The following is a 26,144-nucleotide window of genomic DNA, read 5'->3' as shown; positions in this document are numbered from 1 at the left end:
CTTTACAACACTAAGGCGCTTAAGAAAGCAGGAGAGTCGCTGAGCCAAGGAAGGCGAAAATACCGACGACATCGGTCACCGTGGTTAAAATTACGCCACCGGCAAGTGCAGGGTCAATGTTAAAACGCTTCAACATAAGCGGAACGGTTGCCCCCGCCAGCCCTGCGGCTAATAGGTTCATCATCATAGCGAACGCGATAATACCGCCAACCAGTAAGTCTTGCTTCCAAAGCGCAACGACTGCAGCAATAAGCACCGACCATATTACGCCGTTTAAGAAGCCTATCGCGAGCTCTTTACCGATTAACCATCGGGAGTTACTGGATCCGATATGGCCGAGCGCCATACCTCGAATAACCAGTGTTAAGGTTTGACTACCGGCAATGCCGCCCATACTAGGAACTATGGTGTTCAAAATAGCCAGTATGGCCATTTGCGCCAGTATGTCTTCAAACAGTGAACTGACCATGGCGGCTAATAAGGCTGTCACCAAGTTAACCGCAAGCCATACGGTACGGCGGCGGGTACTTTTCAATACCGGCGCAAAGGTATCCTCGTCATCTTCCAAGCCCGCCATACTGAGCATCGAGTGCTGAGCTTCTTCACGAATAATATCAACTACATCATCGATCGTAATACGACCCACAAGTTGTTGCTCACTATCGACAACCGGTGCAGAAACCCAGTCATGTCGCTCAAAAAGCTTAGCCACTTCGGTTTCTTCCATATCGACGGGTATGGTCGTAATATCCGATGACATAATTTCATCGATGCGGCGGCTGGGGTCGACTGTAAGTAACTGAGTCAACGAAATCTCACCAGTGACTTTCTCATTGCGATCAACGACATAGAGTTTATCGGTTGCTTCGGGCAATTCGCCTTTAAGACGCAGATAACGCAATACAACGTCGATAGTGACGTCTGAGCGTACCGTAATGGTATCGGTATTCATGATACCGCCAGCGCTGTCCTCTGCGTAGGAAAGAGCAGTTTCTGCCCGCTCACGGTCGCCTTCGTCCATCGACTTTAAGACTTCCTGATACACCGGCTCCGGCAAACCACGCAGAACGTAGGCGAGGTCATCGGTGTCCATGCCTTCGGTCGCTGCCGCCAGGTTTTCTGGCGCCATTTGACGAATGATGTCTTTCTGAACTTCTTCGTTCAGCTCTTCAAGAATTTCACCGTGCTCGTCAATATCGACCAGCTTCCAGATTTTAGAACGGCTTTTCGGTGGAGAAGACTCTAGTAGTAAAGCGACATCGCAGGCCGGCATGTTGTGCAGCATGCGTCGAGCTGCCACGAACATACCGTCGGCTAACGCAGAGTTAACCTCCTGAATTCGTTGCATGGCGTATTCTTTATCGGACAGCTCGGCTATCATTGGTTACTCGTTTTCCTCAAAGCGATCTTCGAACAATTCGCTCACCGCTACTAATGCGTCTTCTGCATCATCGCCTTCGGCACAAACTTCGACCGACTTGCCTTGTTGGCTGGCGAGCAGCATTAAGCACATCACACTGGCAGCGTTAACGCATTGTTCACCCTGCTGAACGGTAATTTCTGACTTGAATGACTGTGTGAGCTGCGCAAGTTTGGTCGCAGCCCTAGCATGAAGGCCCAGTTTATTGCGTATAACAAGCGTCTTGCAAGCTTTACTCATGCTGCTTTAACTCCCGGTGACGAACCTGAACTTTCACTGATTTTTGTTCAAAGCGCTCCGCTAACTGCTGTGAAATATAAACGGAGCGATGCTGCCCACCAGTACAGCCTGTCGCAATCGTTAAATAGCTGCGGTTACTGCGTTGAAAGTGAGGCAGCCAAGTGCCTAAAAAGTTTTCGAGCTGATAGACAAACTTCGTGACCAACGGCTGTTGGCGAAAATAATGCTGTACGTCTGCATCTAAGCCGGTTAGCAACTTCAGTTCAGGTTGCCAGTGCGGGTTTGGTAATATGCGTGCATCAAATACAAAATCAGCGTCTTTCGGCAGTCCATACTTAAAACCAAAAGACTGAAAAACGATAATCAGTTTTTTGTCTGCTCGGCCGAGCACACGCTCGCGCACTTCTTCACTTAACTGGTGTAACGATAAGTCGCTGCTGTCCAGGCGCCAGGTGGCGCGCTCCATAATTGGTTCGAGCAACTTCCGTTCTGCCTGAAGCGCATCAACTAAAGGTAACTCCTTTTGTGAGAGCGGGTGCAAACGGCGTGTTTCACCAAAGCGTTTTAGTAAGGTGTTGTCGTCGGCATCAATGAACAGTACTTCTGGTTCAACCCCTTTGGGTAAAAAGTTTAGCGAGTCAAGCAGCTCTTCCGAATGTTCGGGCAGGTTTCTAACGTCAATGCTGATGGCAATTTTTGAATACTGCTCCATGACCGCATGAACCAGCGTGGGAAGTAGGCTAATGGGTAAGTTGTCGACGCAGTAAAAGCCAAGATCCTCGAGTACTCGAAGGGCGATAGTTTTACCCGATCCCGAGCGACCACTGACAATAATCAGTTGCATGGCTTATCTTCACCTTCCCCAATAAATAATTGATAAAGTGCGTTGTCACTTTCAGCGTTCCGAAGCGCGCGGGTGCAGTCTTTGTCATTCATGCGACGGGCAACGGCTGCTAATGTCTGCAAATGATTTTCATGCTCTGACTCTGGCACTAACAGCGCAAAAATAATGTCCACAGGTTGGTTATCAATCGCGTCAAACTCGATTGGCTCGTCTAACGTCAATAACACCGCAACCGGATGGCTGGCTTTAGCGAGTCGCCCATGAGGAATAGCAATACCTAAACCAATACCGGTACTTCCTAAGCGTTCACGGTTAACCAAGCTTTCAAAAATGTCATGACGAGTAATGCCTGACAGTTTTGGCGCGACAATTTGGCTAATGGTTTCTAATAACCGCTTTTTACTTGCACCCTCGACTGCACACCTGGTGCAGTCGGGGCTTAACAACTCACTTATTTGCATGGACTAATGCTTTTTCATTTTTTCTTTGTGTTTAATAACCTGACGGTCAAGCTTATCGATTAAACCATCAATGGCTGCGTACATATCATCGTGAACAGAGTCAGCGAAAATCTCGCCGCCGTTCAGGTGCACGGTAGCTTCCGCTTTTTGATTCGTTTTTTCAACATTAAGGATGACGTGAACGTTGGTGATATGGTCAAAATGGCGCTCTAACTTAGCAAATTTTGTGTCCACATACTCACGTAGAGACTCAGTGATATCGATATGATGACCAGTAAGATTAATTTGCATAACGTCTTCCTTCTGCAGTTTACAAGTTATAAAAGACTCTTGCGTTGACTCGATGAGGGAATATTCAGTGATTCCCGGTACTTCGCAATTGTCCTCCTCGCTACTTTGATGCCTTGCTCGGCTATCAGTTCAGCGATTTTGCTGTCGCTTAATGGTTTGCTACGGTTTTCTGCAGCGACTAACTTCTTAATTAAAGCACGTATTGCGGTACTTGAACACTCACCTCCACCTTCTGTACTGACATGGCTAGAGAAAAAGTATTTTAATTCAAAAATGCCTCGTGGGCAGTGCAGAAACTTCTGCGTTGTTACCCGTGAAATGGTGCTTTCATGCATTTCCACGGCTTCAGCGACATCATTGAGTACCATTGGTTTCATGGCCTCTTCACCGTACTCAAAAAAGCCCTGCTGGCGCTGAACAATACAGTTGGCAACTTTCAACAGCGTTTCATTGCGACTCTCCAGACTTTTAATAAACCAACGCGCTTCCTGTGTATGGTTTTTAATGTACTGACTGTCTGCCGAGGACTTCGCCGCTTTACTCAGTGCCGCGTATTCTTCATTGACCTTTAATTTAGGTACGCTATCCGGGTTTAATTCGACCACCCAGCGACCATTCTTTTTCATGACCGCAACGTCAGGAATCACGTACTCAACTTCTTGTTGAGCAACTTGTTCGCCCGGGTGCGGGTGCATTTGCTGAATCAGCCGCATGACTTCACGTAAGTCATTTTCGGTTAATTTGAGCTTTTTCTGGATATTGCGGAAGTCTCGGTTGCCCAGCAAGTCCATATGCTCGCTAACCAGAGTGATAGCAGCGAGCTTAAACGGCGTGCTGTCGTCCAGTTGTCGTAATTGAATCGCCAGGCACTCGCTGACGGTACGTGCGCCGACACCGACTGGGTCAAAGTGTTGGATGCGCTTGAGTACCATGCAGACTTCTTCTTCGCCAACCTCGGGTAAGCGCACAGACTCAATAATGTCTTCAATATTCGTTGTTAAATAACCATTGTCGTCAATGGCTTCGATAATGGCTTCGCCAATCGCAGTGTCTTCTTCAGAAAAGTGCGACAGTTGCATTTGCCAAATCAGATGGTCTTGCAAAGACTCGCTCGTTGAGCCTTGGTACACCTCATAGTCACCGTCGTAGGATTTGCCGTTTGAGGCCGCTCCGGTAGCAGGAGTCGACGATGAATAGGTATCATCCCATGTGCTGTCCACAGGGAGGTCTTCTGGCATTTCCTGAGTTTTTATAACATCGGAGGTTTCACGCTGACTGTCGTCTTTATTTGACGAATGAGGGGAGTCGGTGCTGTCACCGTCATGAGGTTGTTCGCTTTCAACTTCCAGTAACGGGTTATTGTCCAGCGCGTCCTGAATTTCAGCCTGTAAGTCGAGCGAAGAAAGCTGCAGCAAGCGTATCGCTTGTTGTAACTGAGGCGTCATGGTCAGTTGCTGACCAATTTTTAGCTGCAGACTTTGTCTCATGGTTATCGTCCCGGTATCACGTTAAAGGGTGAACTGCTCACCGAGGTAAACATCTTTAACCTGTTGATTCGATAATATACTTTCTGCATCTCCGCTGGCAATAAGTTCTCCGTGACTAACAATGTACGCATGCTCACAAACGGACAAGGTTTCTCTGACATTGTGGTCTGTAATAAGTACACCAATACCACGCTGCTTTAAATGTTCAACAATTTTCTTAATGTCGATAACCGAAATTGGGTCGACGCCTGCAAAGGGCTCATCCAGAAGAATAAACGTGGGCTCTGCGGCAAGGGCGCGGGCAATTTCGACACGACGTCTCTCACCGCCGGATAAGCTCATCCCCAGACTGTTCGCAATATGACCAATATTGAACTCTTCAAGAAGCGAGTCGAGCTGTTCTTCGCGAGCGTCCGCTGAAAGCTCTTTACGGGTTTCTAATATCGCCATCAGGTTATCGCGCACGGTCAGCTTTCTGAAAATCGATGCTTCTTGCGGTAGATAACCAATTCCGCGGCGAGCACGCTCATGCATTGGCAGAGACGTTAGGTCGTCTTTGTCTAGTAAAATCTGGCCTTTGTCGCTGTTGATTAAGCCGACAATCATATAAAACGTCGTTGTTTTCCCCGCACCATTGGGCCCTAAGAGCCCAATAATCTGGCCCTGACTGACCTCCAGGCTAACGTCCTTTACAACCTGACGACGCTTAAAGCTTTTGGCAAGATGTTTGACTCGTAAGGTGGCCATAATTAAGGGTTCTCGTTGTCGGTTTTGTCGTCTTTTGTTTTCGGCGTAAATATCGTAATTACGCGCCCGTTATCGGCATCAGAGCTGCTTGCAGAGATCGTCTGTGCGGCTAAGTCGTAGACGATCGTATCACCGCTTGAACTGCTTGTGCCCTGAGAGATTTTCGCGTCCCCGCTGAGCTCGAGACGTTGTTCGACTTGGAAGTAGGTTATTTTATTTGCCTGAGCGCTAATATCGTTGCCGTTTTCCAGGGTCTGCGTGTAGGTTGCCGGTGAACCTTCTGCAATAAAGGTGTCCGCCTGCTCGCCGCTTTCGCTGGCAGAGGCTTCGAGTCGGTCCGCCTTAATAAGTAGTGTGCCCTGACGGATAACAACATTGTCAGTAAGTACTAACTTATTGTTTTTTATGTCGAATTGCTCATGGCTTGACTCGACTTCCATCGGCTTTTTAAAGTCAGCCTTTCCTTGCGCCATCGCCGTCAAAGGCAATGCGATAAGCACAAAAAAGCTAAGACTTAGGCTGGAAAACCGTTTTAACATGTCGTTTTAACTCCATCATTTCTGCGCTCATGTCGGCGCTTAAACCATCTCCGCGAACTTCCACTTGCGGACCTCGCATTAATACCGGGTATTCAGTGCTCATTGATTCATTGGCTAAGTCGATAACCAGATATTCTGTCATAACGCGCTGTATGGGAGAACTTTCCTGCAACGCTAATATTTCAACGCTACGCTCCAGAATCAGCGTTTTATCATCGTAAAAGGTACCTTGCTCGGCGGTGACTTGCCAGGTCTCTGTGCCGTCTTCCGAAAATATTGAGTATTGAGGCTGCTTGAGCTCGGTTAAACCTATTTGGTTGTAGTGAGCCATTTCTTCTGAGCGAATCTTATGCGCCAGGACGCCATCACTTTCGAATATTTTGGTTTCAAGTCCGTAGGCGGTAAAATCTGGCTGCATCAGTTTTGTCGCCGTGGCAGCGCTTTCTCTGCCATCGTCACTAAAGGGGCGCAGAACGAGCAGTAGTCCGGCACCAAACAGAAGAACGATAATACCGACGATGCGCCAATTCACACACTGGCTCCTTTGGCGTCATGCAAAAGCCCCTGGCTTAACATAATCAAGTCACACACCTCACGAACCGCGCCAAAGCCACCGGCACAGCGGGTAATGTATTGAGCTTGCTGCTGAATAGAAGGGTGCGCGTCTTTTACTGCAACACCAATGCCGGCCTGCTGTATCAGCGGAAGATCGGGTGTGTCGTCTCCGACATAGGCAGTCTGTTCAGCATTCACGCTGTGATGAGTCAGAAGCTCATTAAATGCCTGGGTTTTGTCGACTTGTCCCTGATAGATGTCAGACACGTCTAAATGCTGCATCCGACGTTCAACGATGCTGGATTGGCGACCGGTGATGACGGCTGTCTGTATGCCCGCATTCTTAAGTGCTTTCATACCAAAGCCGTCCCGAGTGTGGAAAGCTTTCAGCTCTTCACCATCGTTGCCAAGGTATATTCGACCGTCCGAAAAAACACCATCGACGTCGAGAATTAACAGCCGAACCTGTGAGAAACGCTCAAACAATTGTTTTTCAATGTCCCCATACCAGGTATTAATACACTCCATGTTACAGAACCCCCGCTTGCAGTAAGTCATGCATATTCATTGCGCCACAAGGGCGACCTTCATGGTCGGTAATAATCAGTCCGTTTATTTTGCGATCTTGCATTAGCTTTAATGCTTCGGCAGCCAGCATGTCCGCATTCGCGGTCGTGCATGAACGCGTCATAACATCAGCAATAGAGGTACTGTGCACATCGACTTGATTATCCAGAATACGGCGTAAATCACCATCGGTAAAAATACCGGCCAACCGGCCCTGGGTATCTGTAATTGCGGTCATGCCCAGGCCTTTACGAGACATCTCTAATAAGGCGTCACGAATAATATCGGTTTCTGACACTAGTGGAATACGTTCGCCAGTGTGCATAATGTCGTGCAGGCGCAGTAATAAGCGCTTTCCTAGTGAGCCACCTGGATGAGACAAAGCAAAGTCGTCGGCAGTAAAACCTCGCGCATTCAGGAGTGCGACGGCTAAAGCGTCTCCCATGACCAATGTTGCGGTAGTGGACGCTGTTGGTGCTAAACCTAATGGACAGGCTTCCTGTGCGACTGCAATGCACACGTGGGTATCTGCAAGCCGAGCCAGAGTGGACTCAGGCTTGCCTGTCATTGCAATCAGTGGCACACCAAGGCGTTTAATCACCGGTAAAATGTTCAGAACCTCTGACGTTTCACCACTGTTTGAAATAGCAATAACCACATCTTGAGCCGCAACCATGCCTAAGTCGCCGTGACTGGCTTCGCCTGGGTGCACGAAGAACGATGGTGTTCCTGTTGATGCCAATGTGGCAGCTATTTTCCCGCCAATGTGCCCTGATTTACCCATACCGGTCACAATAACCCGGCCTTTGCAGTTAAATAATGTCTGACAGGCCGCATCGAAGTTATCATCGAGGTACTCATAAAGCCCTTCAATGGCTTGCTTCTCAATATCCAGGACTTGCTGCCCTAGTTGGCGAAAGTTCTGGGTCACTTGCTTCATTGCTTTTTCCCAATCTTAAGTCTACTGGGGCTATAATACGTTATTCGTTTGGGTTATGCCTACCGCCAAGGCGGAAATCTTGCGATTTTGCCTAAAATTAATTAGTATACCAACCAGACGGTTTATAAAAGGTGTTGTGTATGCAAACCCAAAATGATTCTCAGAACAAAGTTGGTCGCCCCAGTAACAAAGCGCTGATTTTGGATGCTGCGGATAGCTTAGTTGCTAGTGAGGGAGCTTCACACCTGACGTTTGATGCGTTGAGTCAGAAAACCGGTATCAGTAAAGGCGGTTTGCTTTACCACTTCGCCAATAAAGACGCTTTGCTTCAAGCCATGTTGCAGCGTCGTGTTGAGCGTTTTGAGTCGTTGAGAAAAGAGCATCTCAAGCGTCTTGATAGTGACCCAAATAAAGCCCCCAAGAGTATATTACTGGCCGCTTTGGATACGGATGCTGAGTGCGCCCGTTTAGGAAGTGGAATGCTGGCAGCTGCAGCGAGCAACCCTGAATTGCTGGAACCGTTAAAGCGCCATGTTAACGACACCATAAAGCAGATGGAACAGCATTTGGGCGAGCAAGTCGGACGAATGCTTTTTTACTCGGTGCATGGCGCCCGATTGTTCGAGCAATTGAACTTATGCGAGCAGTGTGTAACTGAAAGAGAGCAATTTGCGGAATATTTACTGAATCAAATCGATAAATTAACGGAAACCCACACCGGTAACTGATAAACTTTGCAACAATTATTACGGTGCAGGATGTAACCGGAAACCGTTATACTCTTCAGCTTTAATGAAGCTTAGCGGTCGAGAGAAACAGGAAAGCGTGTGACACAGTTAGTTGAGTTAAAAGACGTTCATTTTGGCCATGGTAACAGACCGTTATACAAAGGTTTGTCGTTAAGTGTGCCTAAAGGAAAAGTGATAGCGGTGATGGGTCCCAGCGGTATCGGCAAAACCACACTGCTGAAACTTATTGGCGGCCAGCTCAAGCCAAGTAAAGGCAGTATTAAAGTGGCAGGTGAAGAGGTGCCTCAGTTAAGCCGGGACAAGCTTTATGAGCTTAGAAAACGCATGAGTATGCTGTTTCAAAGCGGTGCGTTGTTTACCGATATGTCGGTGTTTGACAATGTTGCTTTCCCTTTGCGTGAGCATACTGAGCTTTCAGAAGACATTATTCGCAGCGTTGTTTTGATGAAGCTGGAAGCTGTTGGGTTGCGCGGAGCAAGAGATTTAATGCCCTCTGAGTTATCCGGGGGTATGGCACGACGCGCGGCACTGGCCCGGGCTATCGCTCTCGACCCTGAATTAATTATGTACGACGAGCCTTTTGCCGGGCAGGACCCTATCTCAATGGGCGTGATCGTGAAGCTGATTAAGTCACTGAATGAATCCTTGGGTTTAACCTCCATCGTGGTCTCTCACGATGTAAAAGAAGTGTTGTCTATCGCTGATTATGCGTACGTCATAGCGGATAAGAAAATTGTTGGTGAAGGTACGCCGGACGAGCTTAGAAATAACAACACCGATATTATTCAGCAGTTTTTGCAAGGCAATGCAGATGGTCCTGTGGCGTTTCATTATTCCAATGACGACTTTACGACGGACTTACTGGGGGGCGATAAATGATCCAGTTTTTAGAGAATGTCGGTCGTCGTGTATTAGATAGCGTGGCGGGTATTGGTTTTGCTTTAGCTATGTTTGTCAGCGCTATTGTTGGTAAGCCTCAACCGCGCAAATCTTGGCCGCTTTTCATTAAGCAGATGTATGTCGTTGGCGTGTTGTCAATGGTCATTATTATTGTCAGTGGATTGTTTATTGGCATGGTTTTAGGGCTTCAAGGCTACACGATATTAGTCGATTATGGGGCCGAACAGAGTTTAGGGCCAATGGTCGCACTCTCATTGTTGCGTGAATTAGGACCGGTTGTTACTGGTCTGTTGTTCGCTGGCCGAGCCGGCTCAGCGTTGACCGCAGAAATAGGGTTAATGAAGGCCACGGAACAGTTATCGAGCTTAGAAATGATGGCTGTTGATCCATTACGACGAGTTATCGCGCCGCGTTTCTGGGCCGGTTTAATTAGTATGCCGTTACTGGCACTTATGTTCTCAGCAGTCGGCATTTATGGCGGCTACTTAGTAGGCTCGGGTTGGCTTGGCGTTGACGAAGGTGCGTTTTGGTCTGTCATGCAGTCAGCTGTCGATTGGCAGGATGACTTATTAAACGGTGTCATCAAGTCCATTGTTTTTGCTTTTGTTGTTACCTGGATCGCCCTCTACAAAGGGTATCGGGCAGTGCCAACATCTGCAGGTATTAGTGCAGCGACAACCTCAACCGTTGTGACTGCGTCCTTAGCCGTTTTAGGTCTAGACTTTATTCTTACAGCTATCATGTTTGGTGGGTAACCATGGAATCAAGAAAAACACAGTTATGGGTAGGTATTTTTGTTGTACTGGGCGTGTTGGCGCTGTCTTTTATTGCGTTGCGAGCGGCCAGCGGCACCATGACCACATCGGGTGAAACCTACACGCTTTATGCAAAATTCGACAATATTGGTAGCTTGAAAGTACGTTCGCCGGTGAAAGTGGGGGGCGTTGTTGTTGGCCGAGTGACCAATATTTCGTTGACCGGAGACTATTACGAGCCATTAGTTGAAATGTCTATCAGTAAAGAATACGACGAATTTTCCGAGACCAGCTCTGTTTCTGTTCTGACTTCTGGCTTATTGGGCGAGCAGTATTTAGGCTTACAACCAGGTTTTATTGATGACAGCGTCAGCATGCTTGAAGACGGGGATTCAATTACGGATACCAAGTCAGCATTAGTGCTAGAGAACTTAATTGGTCAATTCTTATTTAGTCAGGGCAATGATTAGTATTAAGGAGTCAATCATGTCATTTAAAAAGTGGCTGCTAGCGCTTGTCGCCATGGTGGTTGTGAGCTCAGCAGCAAATGCGGAACTTATTCGTAATGACGACCCGCATGAACTCTTAAAAGAAGTGGCTGAAGTCACTTTTGAACGGATTGAAAACGAGCGAGCTAAAATTGACGAAGATCCAAATTACTTAAAGGTCATTGTGAAAGAGGAGCTCATGCCTTATGTGGATAGCCTGTATGCATCTAAAAAAGTGCTTGGCCGCTACTTAAGAGACACCACACAAGAGCAACGAGAAGCCTTTTATCGTGCTTTTTACGACTATTTAGTGGCGACGTATGCGAGAGCTTTTACTCAGTACGATGAGAGCAAACACACGGTATCTTTTGAGCCCGCAGCAGATCTTCCGGATGATGCACGGACGGCGGTTGTAAAAACGCGAGTTAAAGAAGCGGGTCGCCCTGAGATTCGTTTGGACTTTCGTATTCGTTATGATCGGGATGAAGATATCTGGAAAGCTTATGATTTAGTGGTCGAAGGTATTAGCTTGTTAAACAGCAAGCAAAGTGAAATTTCGGCGGTGATTCGTTCAAACGGCATTGATAAAACGATTGAGCTTATTGAACAAAAAGCTCAAGAGCCTATCAAAGCTGACGAAGAAATTGATAATCCAGCTGAGGGAATATAATGAGTACGACAGAGGCATCGGTGAGTCGAACAGAAGACAATGTTATTGCCTTTAAAGGCTCGCTGACGCGCAACAGCGTCCCGGTTTTATGGAAGACCCGCGGACGGTGGCTTGGCGATGAGTTAGTGTCTGTCGACGTCAGCCAGGTTGAGGTTATTGATACTGCCGGTGTTGCGTTTCTACTGGAAGTAATGAAAGCAACGCAAGGTACTAATGCGCCACTAAAATGCATCGGTGCCTCTGAACAATTAAAGCAAATTGCCTCAGTCAGTGGCGTTGAGTCTCTGCTTTCGTTAAGCTAGTCGCCTTTTGAACAGAACATAAGCGGTCAAACTACAAATGAATGAAGAACAGTTAAAAACATTACTCAACGACGCACTCGATCTCAGTGAACTCTACGTTAAAGTTGACGGCGCCAATGTTGAGATTATCGCCGTCAGTGAAGCGTTCGAAAGTATGAACAAAGTGAAGCGTCAGCAAGCTATTTACGCACCGCTGAACCCTCATATTGCCAGTGGTGAAATCCACGCGGTATCCATAAAAGCGTACACGCCAGATGACTGGGCGCGTGATAAAAAACTGATGATGCCTTAAGGCTTGATTGTTGATGGATAAGTTTAAAATCAGAGGTGGGCAGAGGTTGTCCGGCACCGTTACTATTTCTGGTGCTAAAAACGCTGCATTACCTATTCTTATGGCAACCGTACTGCCATCCGATAAAGTAACACTTTCAAATGTGCCTAACTTGCACGATGTGGATACCTCATTAGAGCTCTTGGATTGCCTTGGTGTCACTCATTCTCGGGTGGGTGAAACAGCTGTGTGCATTGATCCAACCACACTCAATCACTTTAAAGCGCCATATGAGCTGGTGAAGACGATGCGCGCATCCATTTTGGTGCTAGGTCCATTGTTGGCTAAAACAGGCAAGGCCGAAGTATCTTTACCAGGTGGGTGCGCAATAGGCGCTCGACCGGTCAACTTGCACATTGAGGGCCTGCGTAAAATGGGTGCTCATATTGATGTGGAAAATGGCTATATAAAAGCTTCGGTGGATGGGCGTCTTAAAGGCGCTGAGATACTGCTTGATACGGTCAGTGTGACAGGCACTGAAAACTTAATGATGGCGGCAGTATTAGCAGAAGGCCAAACGGTAATAGAAAATGCTGCTCGCGAGCCGGAAATTGTGGATTTAGCGAATTTCCTGAATGCATTGGGGGCTGATGTTCAGGGCGCTGGTAACGACACCATTTATATTAACGGTGTTGAAACGCTCTCAGGCGGCGAGTACAGCGTCATGCCTGACCGTATCGAAACCGGGACGTTTTTGGTTGCGGCGTTGGCAACGGGCAGTTCGGTTCGCTGCGAGAAAACGGATCCATCAGCGTTGGATGCGGTTATCAAAAAGCTTGAAGAAGCCGGGGCGACCATCGAAAAAGGTGATGACTGGATATCGTTAAAAAGCCCTAAACGCCCTAAAGCGGTCAATATTATTACCGCACCACACCCAGGTTTCCCGACGGACATGCAAGCGCAATTTTGTACACTCAATACGATTGCTGACGGAACGGCTAATATTCGTGAAACGATTTTTGAAAACCGGTTTATGCATATTCCTGAACTGAGACGGATGGGCGCCAACGTCGACTCTGAAGGTAATACTGCCATTTGTCATGGCATTGATAAATTGACGGGCGCTGAAGTCATGTGTACTGACTTGCGAGCCTCTGCGTCTCTGGTAATTGCCGGACTGGTAGCGACCGGAGAAACCACGGTTGAACGTATTTACCATATTGACCGTGGTTATGAGTCTATTGAGAAAAAGCTACAAGCGCTCGGCGCTGATATTGTTCGCGTCAGCGAAAAGTAAGTTATTTGGGGAGTGCAGCAACGGTGACAGTGGTGACCATTTTCTGTTCTCCCCGGTAAAACTCAACTTCTAACGCTTCACCGGGTTCAGCATTCGCCACTTTATCGAGCCCTTCTGGTGCCGAATGCACCGGCTGTCCACCAATAGAAACAATGAAGTCATTACGTCTTAAGCCCGCTAACGCAGCGGGGCTGCCTCTTTCCACCCCAGTAACGTAAATTCCGGATAATGACTGTTGCTCACTAAAATTGGGGTTAACGGTGATGCCGATGTAACCCCTCACTACCTCGCCTTCACGAATTAATGTATCCATAACGGATTGAGCGGTGGCGTACGGCACGGCAAAGTAAATGCCTTCTCCGCCATCATCGAATGACGAGTTATAGCGAGCGTTATTAATACCGATGAGTTCCCCGGCTGTATTGACTAATGCACCACCGGAGGCACCTTGGTTGATGACCGCATCCATTTGTATCAGATCGGAATAAGAGTTACTCACGCCAACGCGGCCGCCGGTTGCACTAATAATGCCCTGAGTAATGGTTTGGCCAATATTGTACGGGTTACCAATAGCTAATACGATATCGCCGACTTGTACGCGACGATTTGATTGAACCGGAATAACGGGCAAATTATTAGCGTCTATTTTTAACACGGCAAGGTCGGTGTAGCGGTCACTGCCTATGAGTTGCGCTGCGTATCGCCGCCCATCTTGAAGAGCAACTTCAATTTTATCGACGTTGTCGACGACGTGATGTGCCGTCAGAATATAGCCATTTGAGTCCATAATAACGCCAGAGCCAAGCCGCCAAACGCGAGATGACTGAGGCTGGTAGTAGGATCCCTGGATTTCACCCATGCTGTAGATGTTAACAACAGCTGGCGCGGCTTTTTTTACCGCCTGACTAAACGAGATGACGTCGTCCTGAGACTGCCGGAAGGAATGATTCTGACTCCATAAAGGTTGAGTCAGTAAAACAATGGCGGCAACGACAAGGCCTAAACCAACCGATTGAAACAAAAACCGTAGTATTGGAGACACGCGTTACTCGCCTTTTATTTATTATTAGGTGGCATCAGCATAGCACTGATGCCACTACAATGTCACAACCTCAGTTAGCGTTACGCAGCACAATGAAGAGTGAGCTGTCGTCACGTTTGACATTCAAAGCGATGACGCCTTGTTTGTCTTCAATGGCCTCTCTTAAATCAGAGACACTCGTAACGCGCTTGCGGTTCACACCTTGAATAATATCACCCTTCTCAAGGCCGATACGCGCCGCAGGCGAGCGCTCCTCAAGCTCTGTCACTTCTATACCTTGTTGACCGCTGGCCACTGCTAAGGTAGCCCCTTCAAGCGCCGGGTGAATTGCTGCTGCGGTCACTGCGGTATCTTGGGAGCCTAGAGTGACATCAATGGTCATCTCTTCGCCGTCGCGAATAATACCCAACTTAATCTCCTGACCAGAGCCAATCGAACCGACTAATGCACCCAGTTCGGAAAATGAGCGAATGGATTGACCGTTAACTTCAACAATCACATCGCCCGACTCAATACCGGCGTCCGAGGCTGCGCTTCCCGGAATAACCTGAGACACAAAAGCACCACGGTTAACAGGAATGTTCAGGGCTTGTGCAACATCGTGAGTGAGGTCGTTACCGCGCACGCCAAGAACACCTCGACGGACCTCTCCGAATTCAATCAATTGCTGAACTAAGTTGTTCATCATGTCTGAGGGAATAGCGAAACCGATACCGATATTACCGCCGTTAGGGCCTAAAATCGCCGTGTTAATGCCTATTAGCTTGCCGTCTAGCGTAACCAGGGCGCCGCCCGAGTTACCACTGTTAATGGCGGCATCGGTTTGAATGAAGTTTTCCAACTCTTCAATACCAAGACCGGCCCGACCCAATGCACTGACAATGCCTGATGTAACCGTTTGCCCTAATCCAAATGGGTTGCCGATAGCAACAACAAAGTCACCAACACGCAGCTCCGATGATTTACCCAGTTGAATTTCGGTAAGGTTTTTCCCGTTTTCAATTTTTAGTAGCGCAACATCGGAGCGCTCGTCTGTACCTATCACTTTGGCATCGAACTCGCGTCCGTCTTTTAACGTGACTAAAATTTCGGTGGCATCGTCAATGACGTGATTATTAGTAACAACATATCCATTTTCAGCATCAATAATGACGCCTGAACCTAAGCCCTGGAATGGACGTTCACGGATTTGTTCATGAGGGGCGTTTGGACCAAAGAAGAAGCGCAACGCGTCGGGTAGACGCTGCCGGACTTCCCGCTTCCCTTTAACCGAAATGTTGACAACGGCTGGTGTGACTTCTTCAAGCATCGGAGCAAGCGTTGGTTGCTCATCGTCTTTGTCAAAAAATGGAATGCCGGCATTGGCTGGAGCGCTCAAGGATGTTGATGCAACAATAACAAGAGCACTGAATAAGGCTAAGACTCGCTTCATGATTAGAGTAACTCCTTAAATAATCACTGACAAACGGTTCCACTTTATGACCGTCTGTCAGTGATATGAGTTCACTCTAAAAATGTTTCAAGATATGTTAGACGGATCTTTTTGTCTGACTCACGTCGGTCGTCAGAGAAAAGACCGCTCGGTCCTTCCGTATAGTCGCGCGGAATTTGTTCAGCCTCACGACCATCGCGACCTGAGCGATGATCTTGATTCAATGAATTCGCAACTCGCAACTGCTTAATGGTATCTTCCGAGAAAAACGGCAAATCTCCCTGAGAACCTGGCTGCTGGAGGAGCTCGGCACTCTGATTCAGGTAGCTTTGTAACTTCTGCTGAGTGTCAGACAGTTGCTCCATCATTGCGTTAGCGGTAGCAAAATGTTCGGCAACTTCACGCTGATATTCACCAAGTTGTTGTTGGCTTTTCTCTACCTGCTCTTCAAGATTGCCGGACTGACCATTTGTTTGCGTGTAGCGTGCAATGAAAAAGCCAATAATGGCTCCAGCTATCACTAATAAAACTCCAATAATCCAGCTCATAATTGACTCCTCAGCAAATAACAACAGCGTTTTCTTGATTGCTGCATAACACCTTCATGATAACATAATATTTATTAGGATAATCGCAACTGGGGTGAAGTGGTAGTGCCACAACAGCAAATGTCGCCAATTGATCGTTACCGTTACGACATTGAGCACAATGGTTTTTCAGAAGATGCGGCGCAGCTTAACGCTGTCGAGCATTTACAAAGACTTTACGAGGAGCTCTGCGCCTGGAATGACTACCAGCAGAGCTCAGCGTTGAAACGTTGGCTTTCAAAAGCACCACCGAAACCAAAAGGACTTTATTTTTGGGGCGGGGTAGGTCGCGGTAAAACGTATTTGGTGGACACTTTTTTTGAAAGCCTGCCATTTGATGAAAAATGGCGTATTCACTTTCATCGCTTTATGCATCGTGTCCACAATGAATTAAAGCAGTTAGAGCAGAAAAGCGATCCGTTAGAAATTATTGCGGACAAGATTGCGGATGAAACTCTGCTTGTTTGTTTTGATGAGTTTTTTGTGCAGGACATTACTGATGCGATGTTACTTGGAAAGTTGTTTGAATATTTGTTCGAACGCGGTGTCATTTTGGTGGCAACATCAAATATTGTCCCGGATGACCTCTATAAAAATGGCCTGCAGCGAGCACGCTTTATTCCGGCAATTAAACTGATAAAAGCAAACTGCGAAGTAGTGAATGTCGATAGCGGCATCGATTATCGGTTGCGTACGCTGACTCAAGCCGAGATTTTTCATTCACCATTAGACTCCCAGGCGGATGATAACCTGTGGCAATATTTTAAGGATCTTGCTCCCGAATGCCGCGATCAGTATGAGTCAGACAGTATTGATATCGAAGGTCGGAAAATTGGGATAAGAGCCGAGTGCGATGATGTCGTGTTCTTTGACTTTGCGGATATTTGTAAAACAGCCCGTAGTCAGAATGATTACATGGAAATAGCGCAGCTATACCATGCCGTATTAGTCAGCAATGTTGAGCAAATGGGGGCTGGTAAAGATGATATTGCCCGCCGTTTCATTGCATTAGTTGATGAGTTTTATGAGCGTAAAGTTAAGCTAATTTTGTCAGCGGAAGTACCCATTGAGTCACTTTATACTGAAGGCCAACTGAGCTTTGAATTTCGCCGTTGTGTGAGTCGCTTACAGGAAATGCAGAGCCGTGAATATTTAGCCATGGCACACAAAGCATAAATTTCAAAAAATGCGTGATCTTTGACCGCATTTTTCCTATAATCCGCGCAGCCCACGTTACAGTCCATTACGTTAACTTCGGTTAAGTGATGGTTGCAGCAAGTAAATTAATGATTTTATTCATTATTTTATTGTTGTGATTCGCGGGGAAGCCCGGAATTACTGTCCGTGAACTTTTAAAATGTAGGTTTTATACAATGAAAACATTTGTAGCCAAGCCAGAAACGGTAAAACGCGACTGGTACGTAGTAGACGCTGAAGGCAAAACTTTGGGTCGTTTAGCTACTGAAATCGCTCGTCGCCTGCGCGGCAAGCACAAGCCTGAGTACACACCTCACGTTGACACTGGCGATTACATCGTTGTTGTTAACGCTGAGAAAGTTGCTGTAACCGGTAACAAAGCTCAGGACAAGATGTACTACTCGCACACTGGATTTCCGGGTGGTATCAAATCAATCAGTTTTGAAAAGCTGATTGCTAAGAAACCAGAAATGGTCATTCAGAAAGCGGTTAAAGGTATGTTACCCCGTGGTCCATTGGGTCGTGCCATGTTCCGTAAACTGAAAGTGTACGCAGGTGCTGAGCATAACCATAATGCTCAACAGCCGAAACAACTGGATATATAATACGGAGCAAGAACACTATGGCAGATAATCAATACTACGGTACTGGTCGTCGCAAAAATTCCACGGCTCGCGTATTTTTGCGTCCTGGTAGCGGCAACATCAAAATTAATCAACGTGAACTGAACGAATACTTCGGTCGTGAAACCGCACAAATGGTTGTTCGTCAGCCATTAGAAGCGGTAGAGATGACTGAGAAGTTTGACCTTTACATCACTGTAAGTGGTGGTGGTACTACTGGTCAGGCAGGTGCGATTCGTCACGGTATCACTCGTGCATTAATGCAATACGACGAAGCGCTACGTTCTACGTTGCGTAAAGAAGGTTACGTTACTCGTGACGCACGTCAGGTTGAACGTAAGAAAATCGGCTTGCATAAAGCACGTAAACGCCCACAATTCTCGAAGCGTTAATTTGCTTTTTGTGTGGTGTCAAAAACCCAGCTCCGGCTGGGTTTTTTTATGCGTACTCCAACAGGGTTACGCCTCAGTTGTCGACGCATTACTCTTGTAAAAAGTGTGTCTTTTCTTTATTATCTCAAAGCATTTTCTGTGATCCGCTAAAGCGGACAAAAGCAGCAGCTAATTCCGACTTCGCGACAATGAATCGTGAGGCGTCCAAAACTGGAGAATAGATGGATGAGCAATGCGCCTGTAGATAAAGGTCGCCGTCGTTTTTTGACTGTCGCTACCTCAGTGGTTGGCGGTGCTGGTGCGGTGGGTGTCGCCGTTCCTTTTATAGCGTCGTGGAATCCGAGTGCGAGAGCGAAAAACGCGGGTGCACCTGTAGAAGTGAATATTCGTAAAGCTGAACCGGGTCAGTTAATCCGTGTGAAATGGCGAGGCAAACCTGTCTGGGTTGTGCGTCGTACACCGGATATGCTTAATGAGCTGACAGAAATTGAAGACAGACTTCGTGATCCGAATTCGGAAGAACCACAACAGCCTCCTTACGCACAGAATCAATACCGTTCAATTAAAAAAGAGTTCTTTGTTGCGGTAGGTATTTGTACTCACTTGGGCTGTTCTCCATCTTATTTGCCGAACGGAATGGGCGAACACGTAGAAGGTGTGGAATCAGGCTTTTTCTGCCCATGCCATGGCTCTAAGTTTGATATCGCCGGACGTGTATTCCAAAGCGTCCCTGCACCATTAAACTTGGTTGTACCGCCGCATTACTTTGTCGACGAGAACACCATTTTGGTGGGTGAAGATAAGGGGCAAGCATAATGTTTAAGCGATTTGTAGAGTGGATGGATGCTCGCATCCCAATGACAAAAACCTGGAACATCCACCTGGCGCAGTACCCAGCTCCAAAAAACTTCAATATGTGGTATGTTTTTGGTTTTTTGGCAACGATAGTTCTTATTAACCAAATACTGACCGGTGTTTGGCTGACAATGAATTATGTACCAAGTGCCGAAGGTGCGTTTGCGTCAGTTGAATACATTATGCGTGACGTCGAATACGGCTGGTTATTGCGTTACATGCACTCAACCGGTGCCTCCGCGTTCTTCGTTGTTGTCTATCTGCATATGTTCCGCGGCATGATGTATGGTTCGTACCAGAAGCCCAGAGAGCTTATCTGGTTGTTCGGTATGTTCATATTCCTGGTACTTATGGCAGAAGCCTTCATGGGTTACTTATTGCCTTGGGGACAAATGTCCTACTGGGGTGCACAGGTCATCATTTCATTGTTTGGTGCTATTCCTGTAATTGGTGATGACCTGACATTATGGATTCGTGGTGACTACGTTATTTCCGGCGCAACCCTGAACCGATTCTTTGCACTGCACGTGATAGCATTGCCTCTGGTATTGGTTATTTTGGTGTTCTTACACATTGTTGCGCTGCACGAAGTTGGCTCAAACAACCCTGATGGCATTGATACTAAGAAGCCAAAAGGTTCTGTGCCTGACGAAGAAAAACCAAAATTCAAATTCCACGAGCGCTTTACAAGTAAGAAAGACATCGTCGACTCAATACCGTTCTTCCCTTATTACATTATTAAAGATATGTTCGGTTTCGGTGTGTTTCTTTTTGTTTTCTGCTACGTCATTTTCTTTAATCCGGAAATGGGTGGATTTTTCCTGGAGCCACCAAACTTTGAGCCAGCGAACCCTCTGAAAACACCAGAGCATATCGCGCCTGTTTGGTACTTCACTCCGTTCTACGCAATTTTGCGTGCGGTACCAGACAAGTTATTCGGCGTTATTTTAATGTTCGCAGCGATTGTTTTCCTGGCGCTGTTGCCATGGATAGATCGTGGTAAAGTTCGCTCAATTCGCTTCCGTAGCGTATTGCACAAACTGAACTTAACCGTATTTGCGATTAGCTTCATTGTGCTTGGCTATTTAGGTACTCAGCCTGCGACGCCTGTAGCGACTATTTTTGCGCAAATATTTACGTTCCTATACTTCGCTTTCTTCGGGTTACTGTGGTTCTACAGTAAACGTGAGAAGACGAAACCGGTTCCAGAAAGGGTGACGTCGAAATGAAAAAATTGTTAATCGCTCTTATTACTTTGGTCCCGTCGCTGGTTTTCGCGGCGGGTCCAACCGTACCTTTGGACGAAGCTGAGGTTGATCTGCACGATAAAGCATCACTGCAACGTGGTGCACAGTTATACATGAACTACTGCTTGGGTTGTCACCAATTGCAGTATCATCGTTATAATCGAACCTTTGAAGATCTTGGCATTCCACAGGAGCTGGGTGAAGAAAACTTGCAGTTTACTGGCCAAAAAGCGGGTGACCGTATTACCAATAATATGAGCACCGAAGCAGCGTCTAACTGGTTCGGCACTGCAGCACCGGATTTAACCAACGTGGCTCGTGTACGTGGTGCGGACTGGATATATACTTATCTGCGTTCGTTCTATAAAGACGACAGCCGTCCGTTTGGTGTGAATAATGCAGTGTTCCCGAATGTGGGCATGCCGCACGTATTGCAAGAGCTTCAAGGTGTACCGGAGAAAACATACGAAGAACGTATGATCGACGGGAAGATGAAAGACGTTTATGTAGGAATTAAAACCGATGGTAGCGGTCGCCTATCAGAGAGCGAATATGATCAGGCAGCGCTTGATTTGACGTCGTTCTTAGTTTACATGGGCGAGCCAATGCTATTAGAGCAACGTCGTATTGGATGGTTTGTATTCGGATTCCTACTTATATTTACGCTTTTAGCCTGGTTCTTGAAAAAAGAGTTTTGGAAAGATCTTAAGTAATTGGGTCTGTTTGTCCGCGAAAGCGGAGTTTAAAAGGGTGGCTTGCCACCCTTTTGCCGTTGATATTATCTGGAGAAAGGAATGGCTGTAACAGCAAATAAACGCTCAGTAATGACGTTATATTCAGGAAAGGATGATTTAAAAAGTCATCAGGTGCGTTTGGTTTTGGCTGAAAAAGGTGTTGGTGTTGAAATCACGTTCGTGACGGAAGACTATACACCGGAAGATTTATTGCAGCTTAACCCATATCCCGAGGCGGCACCCACGCTTGTTGATCGTGATTTAGTGCTTTATAACGCACAAATCATTATGGAATATTTAGACGAGCGCTTTCCACATCCTCCGCTTATGCCGGTTTACCCGGTCGCACGAGGCACTAGTCGCTTAATGATGTACCGCATCGAGAGAGATTGGTACTCGCTAGCGGACCAAATAGCGAATGGTGATGCACAAGCTAAGCAAGAGTTGAAAGAAGGCATTCTGTCGTTGGCGCCGGTCTTCGCTGATGCACCTTACTTCATGAGTGAAGAGTTCAGCTTGGTCGATTGCTACCTTGCACCACTACTTTGGCGCTTACCGGCATATGGCATTGAGTTGGAAGGTCAGGGTGCAAAAGAAATCAAACAGTATATGGTTCGCCTGTTTGAACGTAAGACTTTTCAGGACTCTTTGACTGAAGCTGAAAGAGAGCTTGCGCGCGCCTAATAAACGCGACCATTTGCTTCAAAGGTGGAGGAAGTAACGATGACACCGAAACGTCCTTACTTATTGCGAGCACTGTATGAGTGGATCGTTGACAATGAGCTCACTCCTCATTTGGTGGTTGACGCTACTATTGTGGGGACAGTAGTGCCTCAAAACTTCGTTAGCGATGGACAAATAGTTCTCAATATATCGTCATCTGCAGTACAAGGATTGCAGTTGGGTGATGCTGAAGTTAGGTTTAACGCCCGATTTGGTGGAAAGCCGATGCAGGTCGTTGTTCCTATGACTGCGGCGTTAGCGATTTATGCGCGTGAAAATGGCGCTGGTGCCATGTTCGAAGCAGAGCCCGAACTTGACAATATGCCTGAACTTGAAGAAGCTGAAGCGTCAACGTCTTCGTCAGAAGAGAGTAGTGATAGCAGCTCAGATAAGCCTAAAAAGCGCAGTCATCTGAAAGTTGTAAAGTAAAGTGTTAAGGCATTAACCCTTAATTGTTAATGCCTTAATGACCCTTTCTACACCATCAACATTTCTGGCTATTTCTATAGCCGCGTTTGCCTGTTGCTGAGTGACATTACCTAATAAGAAAACTTCCGCGTTCTCTGTCACCACCTTGATACTAGTGGCTGGTACGGCCTCGTTACTGGCGAACTTTAGCTTAATTTTACTGGTTATCCAGCTATCGCCAGCTAACACCCCGGCGCTCGCTTTAGAGCCAATGCGAATTTGATTAAATATCTGATTAATGCCGTTGGTATCGCGAATGGTGTCTTCAGCAAGGCGCTTCAACGCTTCTGTTGGTGCCTGCCCAATAAGAAGGACATTGTTGTTATAACTCACCGCGACCACTCGCGCTTTATTGAGTCTTTCTTCATTACCTAATTTAGCGTTGGCTTTCATTTCAATGGTTTGATCATCGATTTGTGTACCAATAGTGCGAGGATCGCTGGCAGAGCTAACCCCTACGGCGGCAGCACCAACGGCTACTGCAGCGCAGCCTTGAAGGAGACCTAAACAAAGTGCCGCAATAATTAGACTATGACGACTTTGACTCACCATCTTAATGCTCCTCAGGAAAAATAGTCGACTCAATTTGCTCGCACAGGCTGTGCAGTATAAATAACTGTGTTTCTAACACTCTAGCTGCATTTAAGCTTGGGACGCGCAGCTCAACATCATTAGGGCCGAGTAACCCTGATACTAACTCGTTGCCTTCGCCAGTTAGTGCAATAATGATCATCTCTCGGCTAATCGCACTTTCCATGACGCCGGTCAGTTGCTCTGAATCTTTATCCGCAATAACCAGTAATATATCTCCGGACTGACCGAGTGCTGCCAGTTGTTTTTTCGGATTGGCAGACAAGCTCATGACAGGAAAAGGAGGACGCTCCAACTTCATTCCTTCTGTCATTAAGTGTACAAAATGACCTGCTAGCGAGCTGCTCGTATCGGTTCCTGAGATAAAGACGCGTTGGCCGTTAAGCAAGTGCCCAACAAGCAATTCAACAGTTCCTTGCATGTCTTCAGAAAGACTTTCAACCGCTGATATTTGGGTTTGAATGCTCTGTGTAAAAAGCGCTTTTACAGACTCGTCAGTCATCATTGTTAAAATGCGTCCTTAATCCATTCTATTTCAGTAGAGCTTCCGCTAATACCAATAACATCAAACCTAATGGCAGAGGTGTGTTCATCGATATTATGAGTCATTAAATAATGGCGCGCAGTATAGCGAATTCTACGACACTGCTGGGGTGTTATTTGTTCCAGAATTGACGCAAACTTTTCATTCGCCCGATACTTCACTTCAACAAACACCCAGTAGTTCTTATCTCTCGCGATTAGGTCAACCTCACCGCCATCAATTCGATAATTTTCTTTTACGGTATTGATATTATGTTGAGACAGAAACGTCTTCGCCAACGCTTCGGCTTTATTGCCTGCGACTTTTTCCTGCACTGGGCTGTTCCTCTAATACGGTCAGACGTCCATTTCTAAATGCCGCCCATTGTAACTGCCTATGCACAATTTGTTGCTCCACATTAAGGACACCGCTTAAACCTTTCAATTGCGTTCCGGGCATGCGTTGCATGATAGCCAGACGCTGTACTAAGTCGACACTGTCGTAGCCCATAGCGGCTAATCTGGCTTGCGACAGCCCCCACCCCGGGCGAGCTTCAAGCCATTGATTGAGAAGTATATTTTCCCCACCATTTTGGACTAGCCAAGGGGTCTCTGAAAATATTAGACCATTCAAATCGTTGTCGCCCAGTTGATTGCTGAGCTCATGCGCAGATGAGGTTCCGTAAACAGGAATGCGCTGAGCAAACGGTGATATACTTACATCAATAAAGGGTTTTAACAGACGAACTTGTTGGAGATTACCCGGCAAGTAAATACCACTTATATCACGGCGACTCCGCTCTTGCTCGTCAACGATGATTTTACCTGCTGCAATTTTTACTGCGCGAATACGCTCTTTACTGCCAATAAGCCCCAGCGATGTTTCAACCGCTGACTTCATGTCATCGCGCTGACTAAATAGGCTGACTGAAGGCTCATTAATACCTGACCAGCTTGCCTTGTATCGTTCAACCATTCGCTTTGAACTTGGCGTGTCCGCGGCCAGAACCAGCGGACGCTTAGTTTGGCTCGATGCCGAGCTCATAAAGTCTGACGCTTGCTGTGCTTCTGTTTCGGGGTTTAGCGCAAAGAAAAGGGTTGTGCCACTTTCAAGCGATTGAGGTGTATTGTTTTCAAGCTGATTAAGGAATACTTGAGGAATCGTTGAATTTGCCTGGCTGACCCAATGGGTAACTGAGTCTTTTAAAAGGGGGCCAATAATGCCGGCCGGCATTAGCTCTTGTACTTTTGACTGTTGTTGCTCGAAGCTTAATGCATTTGTATCGATAAAGACCAGTTCAGACGAGGTGTTTTCACTGACTTTTGCAATGATACCGTCGCGCACGGCCAAACCTTGAGCTTCATATTGGCCAGACAGTGGCAGCAATACCGCAATGGTTTTAGCTGTGTTCATTTCCGATTCAGCATGTTCACTATTGTCTTGCTTCCATGAGCGAACCAGTTCTTGTGCGGGGTGATTCGGAAAACTGTTTTGCCAGTTATCCAGTAACCTTGCGAAAGACTCGGGCGATGCCATTGCCTGGTGGTGATTATCAATGAGCCGCCACCAACCTGCTAAAATCAGGTCTCTGGGGCGCGCTTCCGGCAGTTGCGATTGAGTAACCCAGCGAGCTGTCTGCCATAACAGTTGCGGTGAAGGTTCGTCGGAATAGCGTTGGGCTTCCACTTGCCATACCAGCGCTTGCCAGTACTGCTTACTCTCACTAGCGGCAAAAGCAAGCAACTCAAGGGTTAAACGCTTGTATTCTTTTTGAGTGAAACGTTCGGGAAGCCCGTTAAGAACGTCGTAAACCAAAGACCATTGCTCATTGTGCGCGTACCAACGACCCTTAGCCAAACGATAATAGCGGTTTGCATCGCTAGTGAGTTGGCTTTTATCGAGGCGGGACAGTATCGCTGCTGACTTTTGCCATTGCTTTTCATCTTGTAAGGTTAATGCTGCCTGCACAAGAGCCGAGTTTTTAGCGATGTCATTGGAAGCCTGCCAAGCGTCATTAAGCCAATCGGTGGAGCTTTTAGCGTCTTCTAAATCAAGAGTTTGCTGTTGAACGTCCGGACGCTCTTGCGGCGCCTGCGTGCGTTTAGGCGCTGACGTGCATTGTGTCAGAGCAAAGCAGGCAATAATGGCGATAAAAACAAAACGATACGCTTTAAACACAGTAAGATTCCGCATTGACGACTATTCGG

34 protein-coding genes are annotated in these 26,144 nt (G+C 46.9%); 16 read left to right on the top strand and 18 right to left on the bottom strand.

Going from position 1 to position 26,144, the window contains the following annotated elements; all coding sequences use genetic code 11:
* Window positions 1-19: 19 nt before the first annotated feature.
* The 11 genes from mgtE to CWC33_RS03695 are packed head-to-tail and all read right to left on the bottom strand — an operon-like array spanning window position 20 to window position 8,091.
* The gene (gene mgtE, locus CWC33_RS03745) at window positions 20-1,381 is read right to left on the bottom strand and encodes a magnesium transporter (RefSeq protein WP_100690840.1); all 1,362 of its coding nucleotides are present in this window, start codon (window positions 1,379-1,381) and stop codon (window positions 20-22) included.
* Between the two features lie 3 nt (window positions 1,382-1,384).
* A complete protein-coding gene (locus tag CWC33_RS03740) occupies window positions 1,385-1,660 on the bottom strand; it encodes an HPr family phosphocarrier protein (RefSeq protein WP_100690839.1) in 276 nt (91 codons plus the stop codon).
* On the bottom strand, window positions 1,653-2,504 hold the full coding sequence (gene rapZ, locus CWC33_RS03735; RefSeq protein WP_088768938.1) for an RNase adapter RapZ: 852 nt from the start codon (window positions 2,502-2,504) through the stop codon (window positions 1,653-1,655). Before rapZ ends, CWC33_RS03740 begins: the two co-directional genes overlap by 8 nt.
* Complete coding sequence (ptsN, locus tag CWC33_RS03730) at window positions 2,495-2,965, bottom strand: PTS IIA-like nitrogen regulatory protein PtsN (protein WP_100690838.1); 471 nt, start codon at window positions 2,963-2,965, stop codon at window positions 2,495-2,497. Before ptsN ends, rapZ begins: the two co-directional genes overlap by 10 nt.
* Before the next feature lie 3 nt (window positions 2,966-2,968).
* Window positions 2,969-3,256: a ribosome hibernation promoting factor gene (gene hpf / locus CWC33_RS03725; protein WP_053953073.1), complete on the bottom strand. Its 288-nt coding sequence runs from the start codon at window positions 3,254-3,256 to the stop codon at window positions 2,969-2,971.
* A 26-nt stretch (window positions 3,257-3,282) separates the two neighbouring features.
* Window positions 3,283-4,743 carry an RNA polymerase factor sigma-54 gene (locus tag CWC33_RS03720; RefSeq protein ID WP_100690837.1) on the bottom strand — a complete coding sequence of 487 codons (1,461 nt, stop codon included), beginning with the start codon at window positions 4,741-4,743 and terminating at the stop codon, window positions 3,283-3,285.
* A 21-nt stretch (window positions 4,744-4,764) separates the two neighbouring features.
* On the bottom strand, window positions 4,765-5,490 hold the full coding sequence (lptB, locus tag CWC33_RS03715) for an LPS export ABC transporter ATP-binding protein (protein ID WP_100690836.1): 726 nt from the start codon (window positions 5,488-5,490) through the stop codon (window positions 4,765-4,767).
* Window positions 5,491-5,492: 2 nt separating this feature from the next.
* Window positions 5,493-6,029, bottom strand: coding sequence for a lipopolysaccharide transport periplasmic protein LptA (lptA, locus tag CWC33_RS03710; protein WP_100690835.1), 537 nt, complete (start codon window positions 6,027-6,029; stop codon window positions 5,493-5,495).
* Window positions 5,998-6,561, bottom strand: coding sequence for an LPS export ABC transporter periplasmic protein LptC (lptC, locus tag CWC33_RS03705; protein ID WP_088768930.1), 564 nt, complete (start codon window positions 6,559-6,561; stop codon window positions 5,998-6,000). Before lptC ends, lptA begins: the two co-directional genes overlap by 32 nt.
* On the bottom strand, window positions 6,558-7,112 hold the full coding sequence (gene kdsC, locus CWC33_RS03700; protein WP_100690834.1) for a 3-deoxy-manno-octulosonate-8-phosphatase KdsC: 555 nt from the start codon (window positions 7,110-7,112) through the stop codon (window positions 6,558-6,560). Before kdsC ends, lptC begins: the two co-directional genes overlap by 4 nt.
* Before the next feature lies 1 nt (window position 7,113).
* Window positions 7,114-8,091: a KpsF/GutQ family sugar-phosphate isomerase gene (locus tag CWC33_RS03695; protein WP_088768926.1), complete on the bottom strand. Its 978-nt coding sequence runs from the start codon at window positions 8,089-8,091 to the stop codon at window positions 7,114-7,116.
* A 140-nt stretch (window positions 8,092-8,231) separates the two neighbouring features.
* Between CWC33_RS03695 and CWC33_RS03690 the strand changes: the two genes are divergently transcribed.
* The 8 genes from CWC33_RS03690 (at window position 8,232) to murA (ending at window position 13,523) form a co-directional block, all read left to right on the top strand.
* Window positions 8,232-8,819, top strand: coding sequence for a TetR/AcrR family transcriptional regulator (locus CWC33_RS03690; protein WP_100690833.1), 588 nt, complete (start codon window positions 8,232-8,234; stop codon window positions 8,817-8,819).
* A 99-nt stretch (window positions 8,820-8,918) separates the two neighbouring features.
* A complete protein-coding gene (mlaF, locus tag CWC33_RS03685) occupies window positions 8,919-9,719 on the top strand; it encodes a phospholipid ABC transporter ATP-binding protein MlaF (protein ID WP_100690832.1) in 801 nt (266 codons plus the stop codon).
* Window positions 9,716-10,495, top strand: a complete 780-nt coding sequence (gene mlaE, locus CWC33_RS03680) for a lipid asymmetry maintenance ABC transporter permease subunit MlaE (RefSeq protein ID WP_100690831.1) — start codon at window positions 9,716-9,718, stop codon at window positions 10,493-10,495. The genes mlaF and mlaE overlap by 4 nt, the downstream gene beginning before the upstream one ends.
* 2 nt (window positions 10,496-10,497) lie before the next feature.
* Window positions 10,498-10,965 carry an outer membrane lipid asymmetry maintenance protein MlaD gene (gene mlaD / locus CWC33_RS03675; protein ID WP_088768920.1) on the top strand — a complete coding sequence of 156 codons (468 nt, stop codon included), beginning with the start codon at window positions 10,498-10,500 and terminating at the stop codon, window positions 10,963-10,965.
* A 16-nt stretch (window positions 10,966-10,981) separates the two neighbouring features.
* Window positions 10,982-11,653 (top strand): MlaC/ttg2D family ABC transporter substrate-binding protein, encoded by a 672-nt coding sequence (locus CWC33_RS03670; RefSeq protein WP_100690830.1) that lies wholly within the window; start codon window positions 10,982-10,984, stop codon window positions 11,651-11,653.
* Complete coding sequence (locus tag CWC33_RS03665) at window positions 11,653-11,955, top strand: STAS domain-containing protein (RefSeq protein ID WP_100690829.1); 303 nt, start codon at window positions 11,653-11,655, stop codon at window positions 11,953-11,955. Before CWC33_RS03670 ends, CWC33_RS03665 begins: the two co-directional genes overlap by 1 nt.
* A 37-nt stretch (window positions 11,956-11,992) precedes the next feature.
* Complete coding sequence (locus CWC33_RS03660) at window positions 11,993-12,247, top strand: BolA family protein (RefSeq protein WP_088768917.1); 255 nt, start codon at window positions 11,993-11,995, stop codon at window positions 12,245-12,247.
* A 13-nt stretch (window positions 12,248-12,260) separates the two neighbouring features.
* Window positions 12,261-13,523, top strand: coding sequence for a UDP-N-acetylglucosamine 1-carboxyvinyltransferase (gene murA / locus CWC33_RS03655; RefSeq protein WP_100690828.1), 1,263 nt, complete (start codon window positions 12,261-12,263; stop codon window positions 13,521-13,523).
* Window position 13,524: 1 nt separating this feature from the next.
* Here murA and CWC33_RS03650 read toward each other — a convergent pair whose 3' ends face one another.
* From CWC33_RS03650 to CWC33_RS03640, 3 genes are all read right to left on the bottom strand, one after another.
* A complete protein-coding gene (locus tag CWC33_RS03650) occupies window positions 13,525-14,565 on the bottom strand; it encodes a trypsin-like peptidase domain-containing protein (protein ID WP_198511829.1) in 1,041 nt (346 codons plus the stop codon).
* Window positions 14,566-14,635: 70 nt separating this feature from the next.
* Window positions 14,636-15,997: a DegQ family serine endoprotease gene (locus CWC33_RS03645; RefSeq protein WP_100690827.1), complete on the bottom strand. Its 1,362-nt coding sequence runs from the start codon at window positions 15,995-15,997 to the stop codon at window positions 14,636-14,638.
* A gap of 71 nt (window positions 15,998-16,068) precedes the next feature.
* The gene (locus tag CWC33_RS03640; RefSeq protein WP_100690826.1) at window positions 16,069-16,545 is read right to left on the bottom strand and encodes a YhcB family protein; all 477 of its coding nucleotides are present in this window, start codon (window positions 16,543-16,545) and stop codon (window positions 16,069-16,071) included.
* A 120-nt stretch (window positions 16,546-16,665) separates the two neighbouring features.
* Here CWC33_RS03640 and zapE point away from each other — a divergent pair, with 120 nt between their 5' ends.
* The 8 genes from zapE to CWC33_RS03600 all read left to right on the top strand — a co-directional run bounded on the left by zapE (window position 16,666) and on the right by CWC33_RS03600 (window position 22,784).
* Complete coding sequence (zapE, locus tag CWC33_RS03635) at window positions 16,666-17,760, top strand: cell division protein ZapE (protein ID WP_100690825.1); 1,095 nt, start codon at window positions 16,666-16,668, stop codon at window positions 17,758-17,760.
* Between the two features lie 197 nt (window positions 17,761-17,957).
* Window positions 17,958-18,386, top strand: coding sequence for a 50S ribosomal protein L13 (gene rplM, locus CWC33_RS03630; protein WP_053953056.1), 429 nt, complete (start codon window positions 17,958-17,960; stop codon window positions 18,384-18,386).
* A gap of 17 nt (window positions 18,387-18,403) precedes the next feature.
* Entirely contained in the window at window positions 18,404-18,796 is a 393-nt protein-coding gene (gene rpsI / locus CWC33_RS03625; RefSeq protein ID WP_088768912.1) for a 30S ribosomal protein S9, read from the top strand.
* A 225-nt stretch (window positions 18,797-19,021) separates the two neighbouring features.
* Window positions 19,022-19,612 carry a ubiquinol-cytochrome c reductase iron-sulfur subunit gene (gene petA, locus CWC33_RS03620; RefSeq protein WP_100690824.1) on the top strand — a complete coding sequence of 197 codons (591 nt, stop codon included), beginning with the start codon at window positions 19,022-19,024 and terminating at the stop codon, window positions 19,610-19,612.
* Complete coding sequence (locus tag CWC33_RS03615) at window positions 19,612-20,880, top strand: cytochrome b (RefSeq protein WP_088768910.1); 1,269 nt, start codon at window positions 19,612-19,614, stop codon at window positions 20,878-20,880. The genes petA and CWC33_RS03615 overlap by 1 nt, the downstream gene beginning before the upstream one ends.
* Window positions 20,877-21,611 carry a cytochrome c1 gene (locus CWC33_RS03610; RefSeq protein ID WP_100690823.1) on the top strand — a complete coding sequence of 245 codons (735 nt, stop codon included), beginning with the start codon at window positions 20,877-20,879 and terminating at the stop codon, window positions 21,609-21,611. Before CWC33_RS03615 ends, CWC33_RS03610 begins: the two co-directional genes overlap by 4 nt.
* 81 nt (window positions 21,612-21,692) lie before the next feature.
* Window positions 21,693-22,316, top strand: a complete 624-nt coding sequence (gene sspA, locus CWC33_RS03605; RefSeq protein ID WP_100690822.1) for a stringent starvation protein SspA — start codon at window positions 21,693-21,695, stop codon at window positions 22,314-22,316.
* A 39-nt stretch (window positions 22,317-22,355) separates the two neighbouring features.
* Window positions 22,356-22,784, top strand: coding sequence for a ClpXP protease specificity-enhancing factor (locus CWC33_RS03600; RefSeq protein ID WP_100690821.1), 429 nt, complete (start codon window positions 22,356-22,358; stop codon window positions 22,782-22,784).
* A 12-nt stretch (window positions 22,785-22,796) separates the two neighbouring features.
* Here the strand turns inward: CWC33_RS03600 and dolP are convergent, their stop codons facing one another.
* The 4 genes from dolP to CWC33_RS03580 are packed head-to-tail and all read right to left on the bottom strand — an operon-like array spanning window position 22,797 to window position 26,115.
* On the bottom strand, window positions 22,797-23,375 hold the full coding sequence (dolP, locus tag CWC33_RS03595; protein WP_100690820.1) for a division/outer membrane stress-associated lipid-binding lipoprotein: 579 nt from the start codon (window positions 23,373-23,375) through the stop codon (window positions 22,797-22,799).
* Between the two features lies 1 nt (window position 23,376).
* Window positions 23,377-23,919, bottom strand: a complete 543-nt coding sequence (locus CWC33_RS03590) for an SIS domain-containing protein (protein WP_232709834.1) — start codon at window positions 23,917-23,919, stop codon at window positions 23,377-23,379.
* A gap of 2 nt (window positions 23,920-23,921) precedes the next feature.
* Window positions 23,922-24,272 (bottom strand): YraN family protein, encoded by a 351-nt coding sequence (locus tag CWC33_RS03585; RefSeq protein WP_100690819.1) that lies wholly within the window; start codon window positions 24,270-24,272, stop codon window positions 23,922-23,924.
* Window positions 24,247-26,115, bottom strand: a complete 1,869-nt coding sequence (locus CWC33_RS03580) for a penicillin-binding protein activator (RefSeq protein ID WP_100690818.1) — start codon at window positions 26,113-26,115, stop codon at window positions 24,247-24,249. The genes CWC33_RS03585 and CWC33_RS03580 overlap by 26 nt, the downstream gene beginning before the upstream one ends.
* Window positions 26,116-26,144 lie beyond the last annotated feature (29 nt).

Source organism: Idiomarina sp. X4, assembly GCF_002808045.1.
Classification (GTDB): Bacteria; Pseudomonadota; Gammaproteobacteria; order Enterobacterales; family Alteromonadaceae; genus Idiomarina.
This window is presented reverse-complemented; position numbering and strand designations above follow the sequence as displayed.

Coding starts and splice junctions, on each gene's coding strand:
- CWC33_RS03690 (WP_100690833.1), top strand. CDS start 8,232: ATGCAAACCCAAAATGATTCTCAGAACAAAGTTGGTCGCCCCAGTAAC.
- CWC33_RS03645 (WP_100690827.1), bottom strand. CDS start 15,997: ATGAAGCGAGTCTTAGCCTTATTCAGTGCTCTTGTTATTGTTGCATCA.
- CWC33_RS03740 (WP_100690839.1), bottom strand. CDS start 1,660: ATGAGTAAAGCTTGCAAGACGCTTGTTATACGCAATAAACTGGGCCTT.
- dolP (WP_100690820.1), bottom strand. CDS start 23,375: ATGGTGAGTCAAAGTCGTCATAGTCTAATTATTGCGGCACTTTGTTTA.
- mgtE (WP_100690840.1), bottom strand. CDS start 1,381: ATGATAGCCGAGCTGTCCGATAAAGAATACGCCATGCAACGAATTCAG.
- sspA (WP_100690822.1), top strand. CDS start 21,693: ATGGCTGTAACAGCAAATAAACGCTCAGTAATGACGTTATATTCAGGA.
- lptA (WP_100690835.1), bottom strand. CDS start 6,029: ATGTTAAAACGGTTTTCCAGCCTAAGTCTTAGCTTTTTTGTGCTTATC.
- CWC33_RS03610 (WP_100690823.1), top strand. CDS start 20,877: ATGAAAAAATTGTTAATCGCTCTTATTACTTTGGTCCCGTCGCTGGTT.
- ptsN (WP_100690838.1), bottom strand. CDS start 2,965: ATGCAAATAAGTGAGTTGTTAAGCCCCGACTGCACCAGGTGTGCAGTC.
- CWC33_RS03590 (WP_232709834.1), bottom strand. CDS start 23,919: ATGATGACTGACGAGTCTGTAAAAGCGCTTTTTACACAGAGCATTCAA.
- CWC33_RS03640 (WP_100690826.1), bottom strand. CDS start 16,545: ATGAGCTGGATTATTGGAGTTTTATTAGTGATAGCTGGAGCCATTATT.
- CWC33_RS03695 (WP_088768926.1), bottom strand. CDS start 8,091: ATGAAGCAAGTGACCCAGAACTTTCGCCAACTAGGGCAGCAAGTCCTG.
- CWC33_RS03720 (WP_100690837.1), bottom strand. CDS start 4,743: ATGAGACAAAGTCTGCAGCTAAAAATTGGTCAGCAACTGACCATGACG.
- mlaD (WP_088768920.1), top strand. CDS start 10,498: ATGGAATCAAGAAAAACACAGTTATGGGTAGGTATTTTTGTTGTACTG.
- hpf (WP_053953073.1), bottom strand. CDS start 3,256: ATGCAAATTAATCTTACTGGTCATCATATCGATATCACTGAGTCTCTA.
- murA (WP_100690828.1), top strand. CDS start 12,261: ATGGATAAGTTTAAAATCAGAGGTGGGCAGAGGTTGTCCGGCACCGTT.
- zapE (WP_100690825.1), top strand. CDS start 16,666: ATGTCGCCAATTGATCGTTACCGTTACGACATTGAGCACAATGGTTTT.
- mlaE (WP_100690831.1), top strand. CDS start 9,716: ATGATCCAGTTTTTAGAGAATGTCGGTCGTCGTGTATTAGATAGCGTG.
- kdsC (WP_100690834.1), bottom strand. CDS start 7,112: ATGGAGTGTATTAATACCTGGTATGGGGACATTGAAAAACAATTGTTT.
- lptB (WP_100690836.1), bottom strand. CDS start 5,490: ATGGCCACCTTACGAGTCAAACATCTTGCCAAAAGCTTTAAGCGTCGT.
- rpsI (WP_088768912.1), top strand. CDS start 18,404: ATGGCAGATAATCAATACTACGGTACTGGTCGTCGCAAAAATTCCACG.
- CWC33_RS03615 (WP_088768910.1), top strand. CDS start 19,612: ATGTTTAAGCGATTTGTAGAGTGGATGGATGCTCGCATCCCAATGACA.
- CWC33_RS03670 (WP_100690830.1), top strand. CDS start 10,982: ATGTCATTTAAAAAGTGGCTGCTAGCGCTTGTCGCCATGGTGGTTGTG.
- rapZ (WP_088768938.1), bottom strand. CDS start 2,504: ATGCAACTGATTATTGTCAGTGGTCGCTCGGGATCGGGTAAAACTATC.
- petA (WP_100690824.1), top strand. CDS start 19,022: ATGAGCAATGCGCCTGTAGATAAAGGTCGCCGTCGTTTTTTGACTGTC.
- CWC33_RS03665 (WP_100690829.1), top strand. CDS start 11,653: ATGAGTACGACAGAGGCATCGGTGAGTCGAACAGAAGACAATGTTATT.
- CWC33_RS03600 (WP_100690821.1), top strand. CDS start 22,356: ATGACACCGAAACGTCCTTACTTATTGCGAGCACTGTATGAGTGGATC.
- CWC33_RS03660 (WP_088768917.1), top strand. CDS start 11,993: ATGAATGAAGAACAGTTAAAAACATTACTCAACGACGCACTCGATCTC.
- rplM (WP_053953056.1), top strand. CDS start 17,958: ATGAAAACATTTGTAGCCAAGCCAGAAACGGTAAAACGCGACTGGTAC.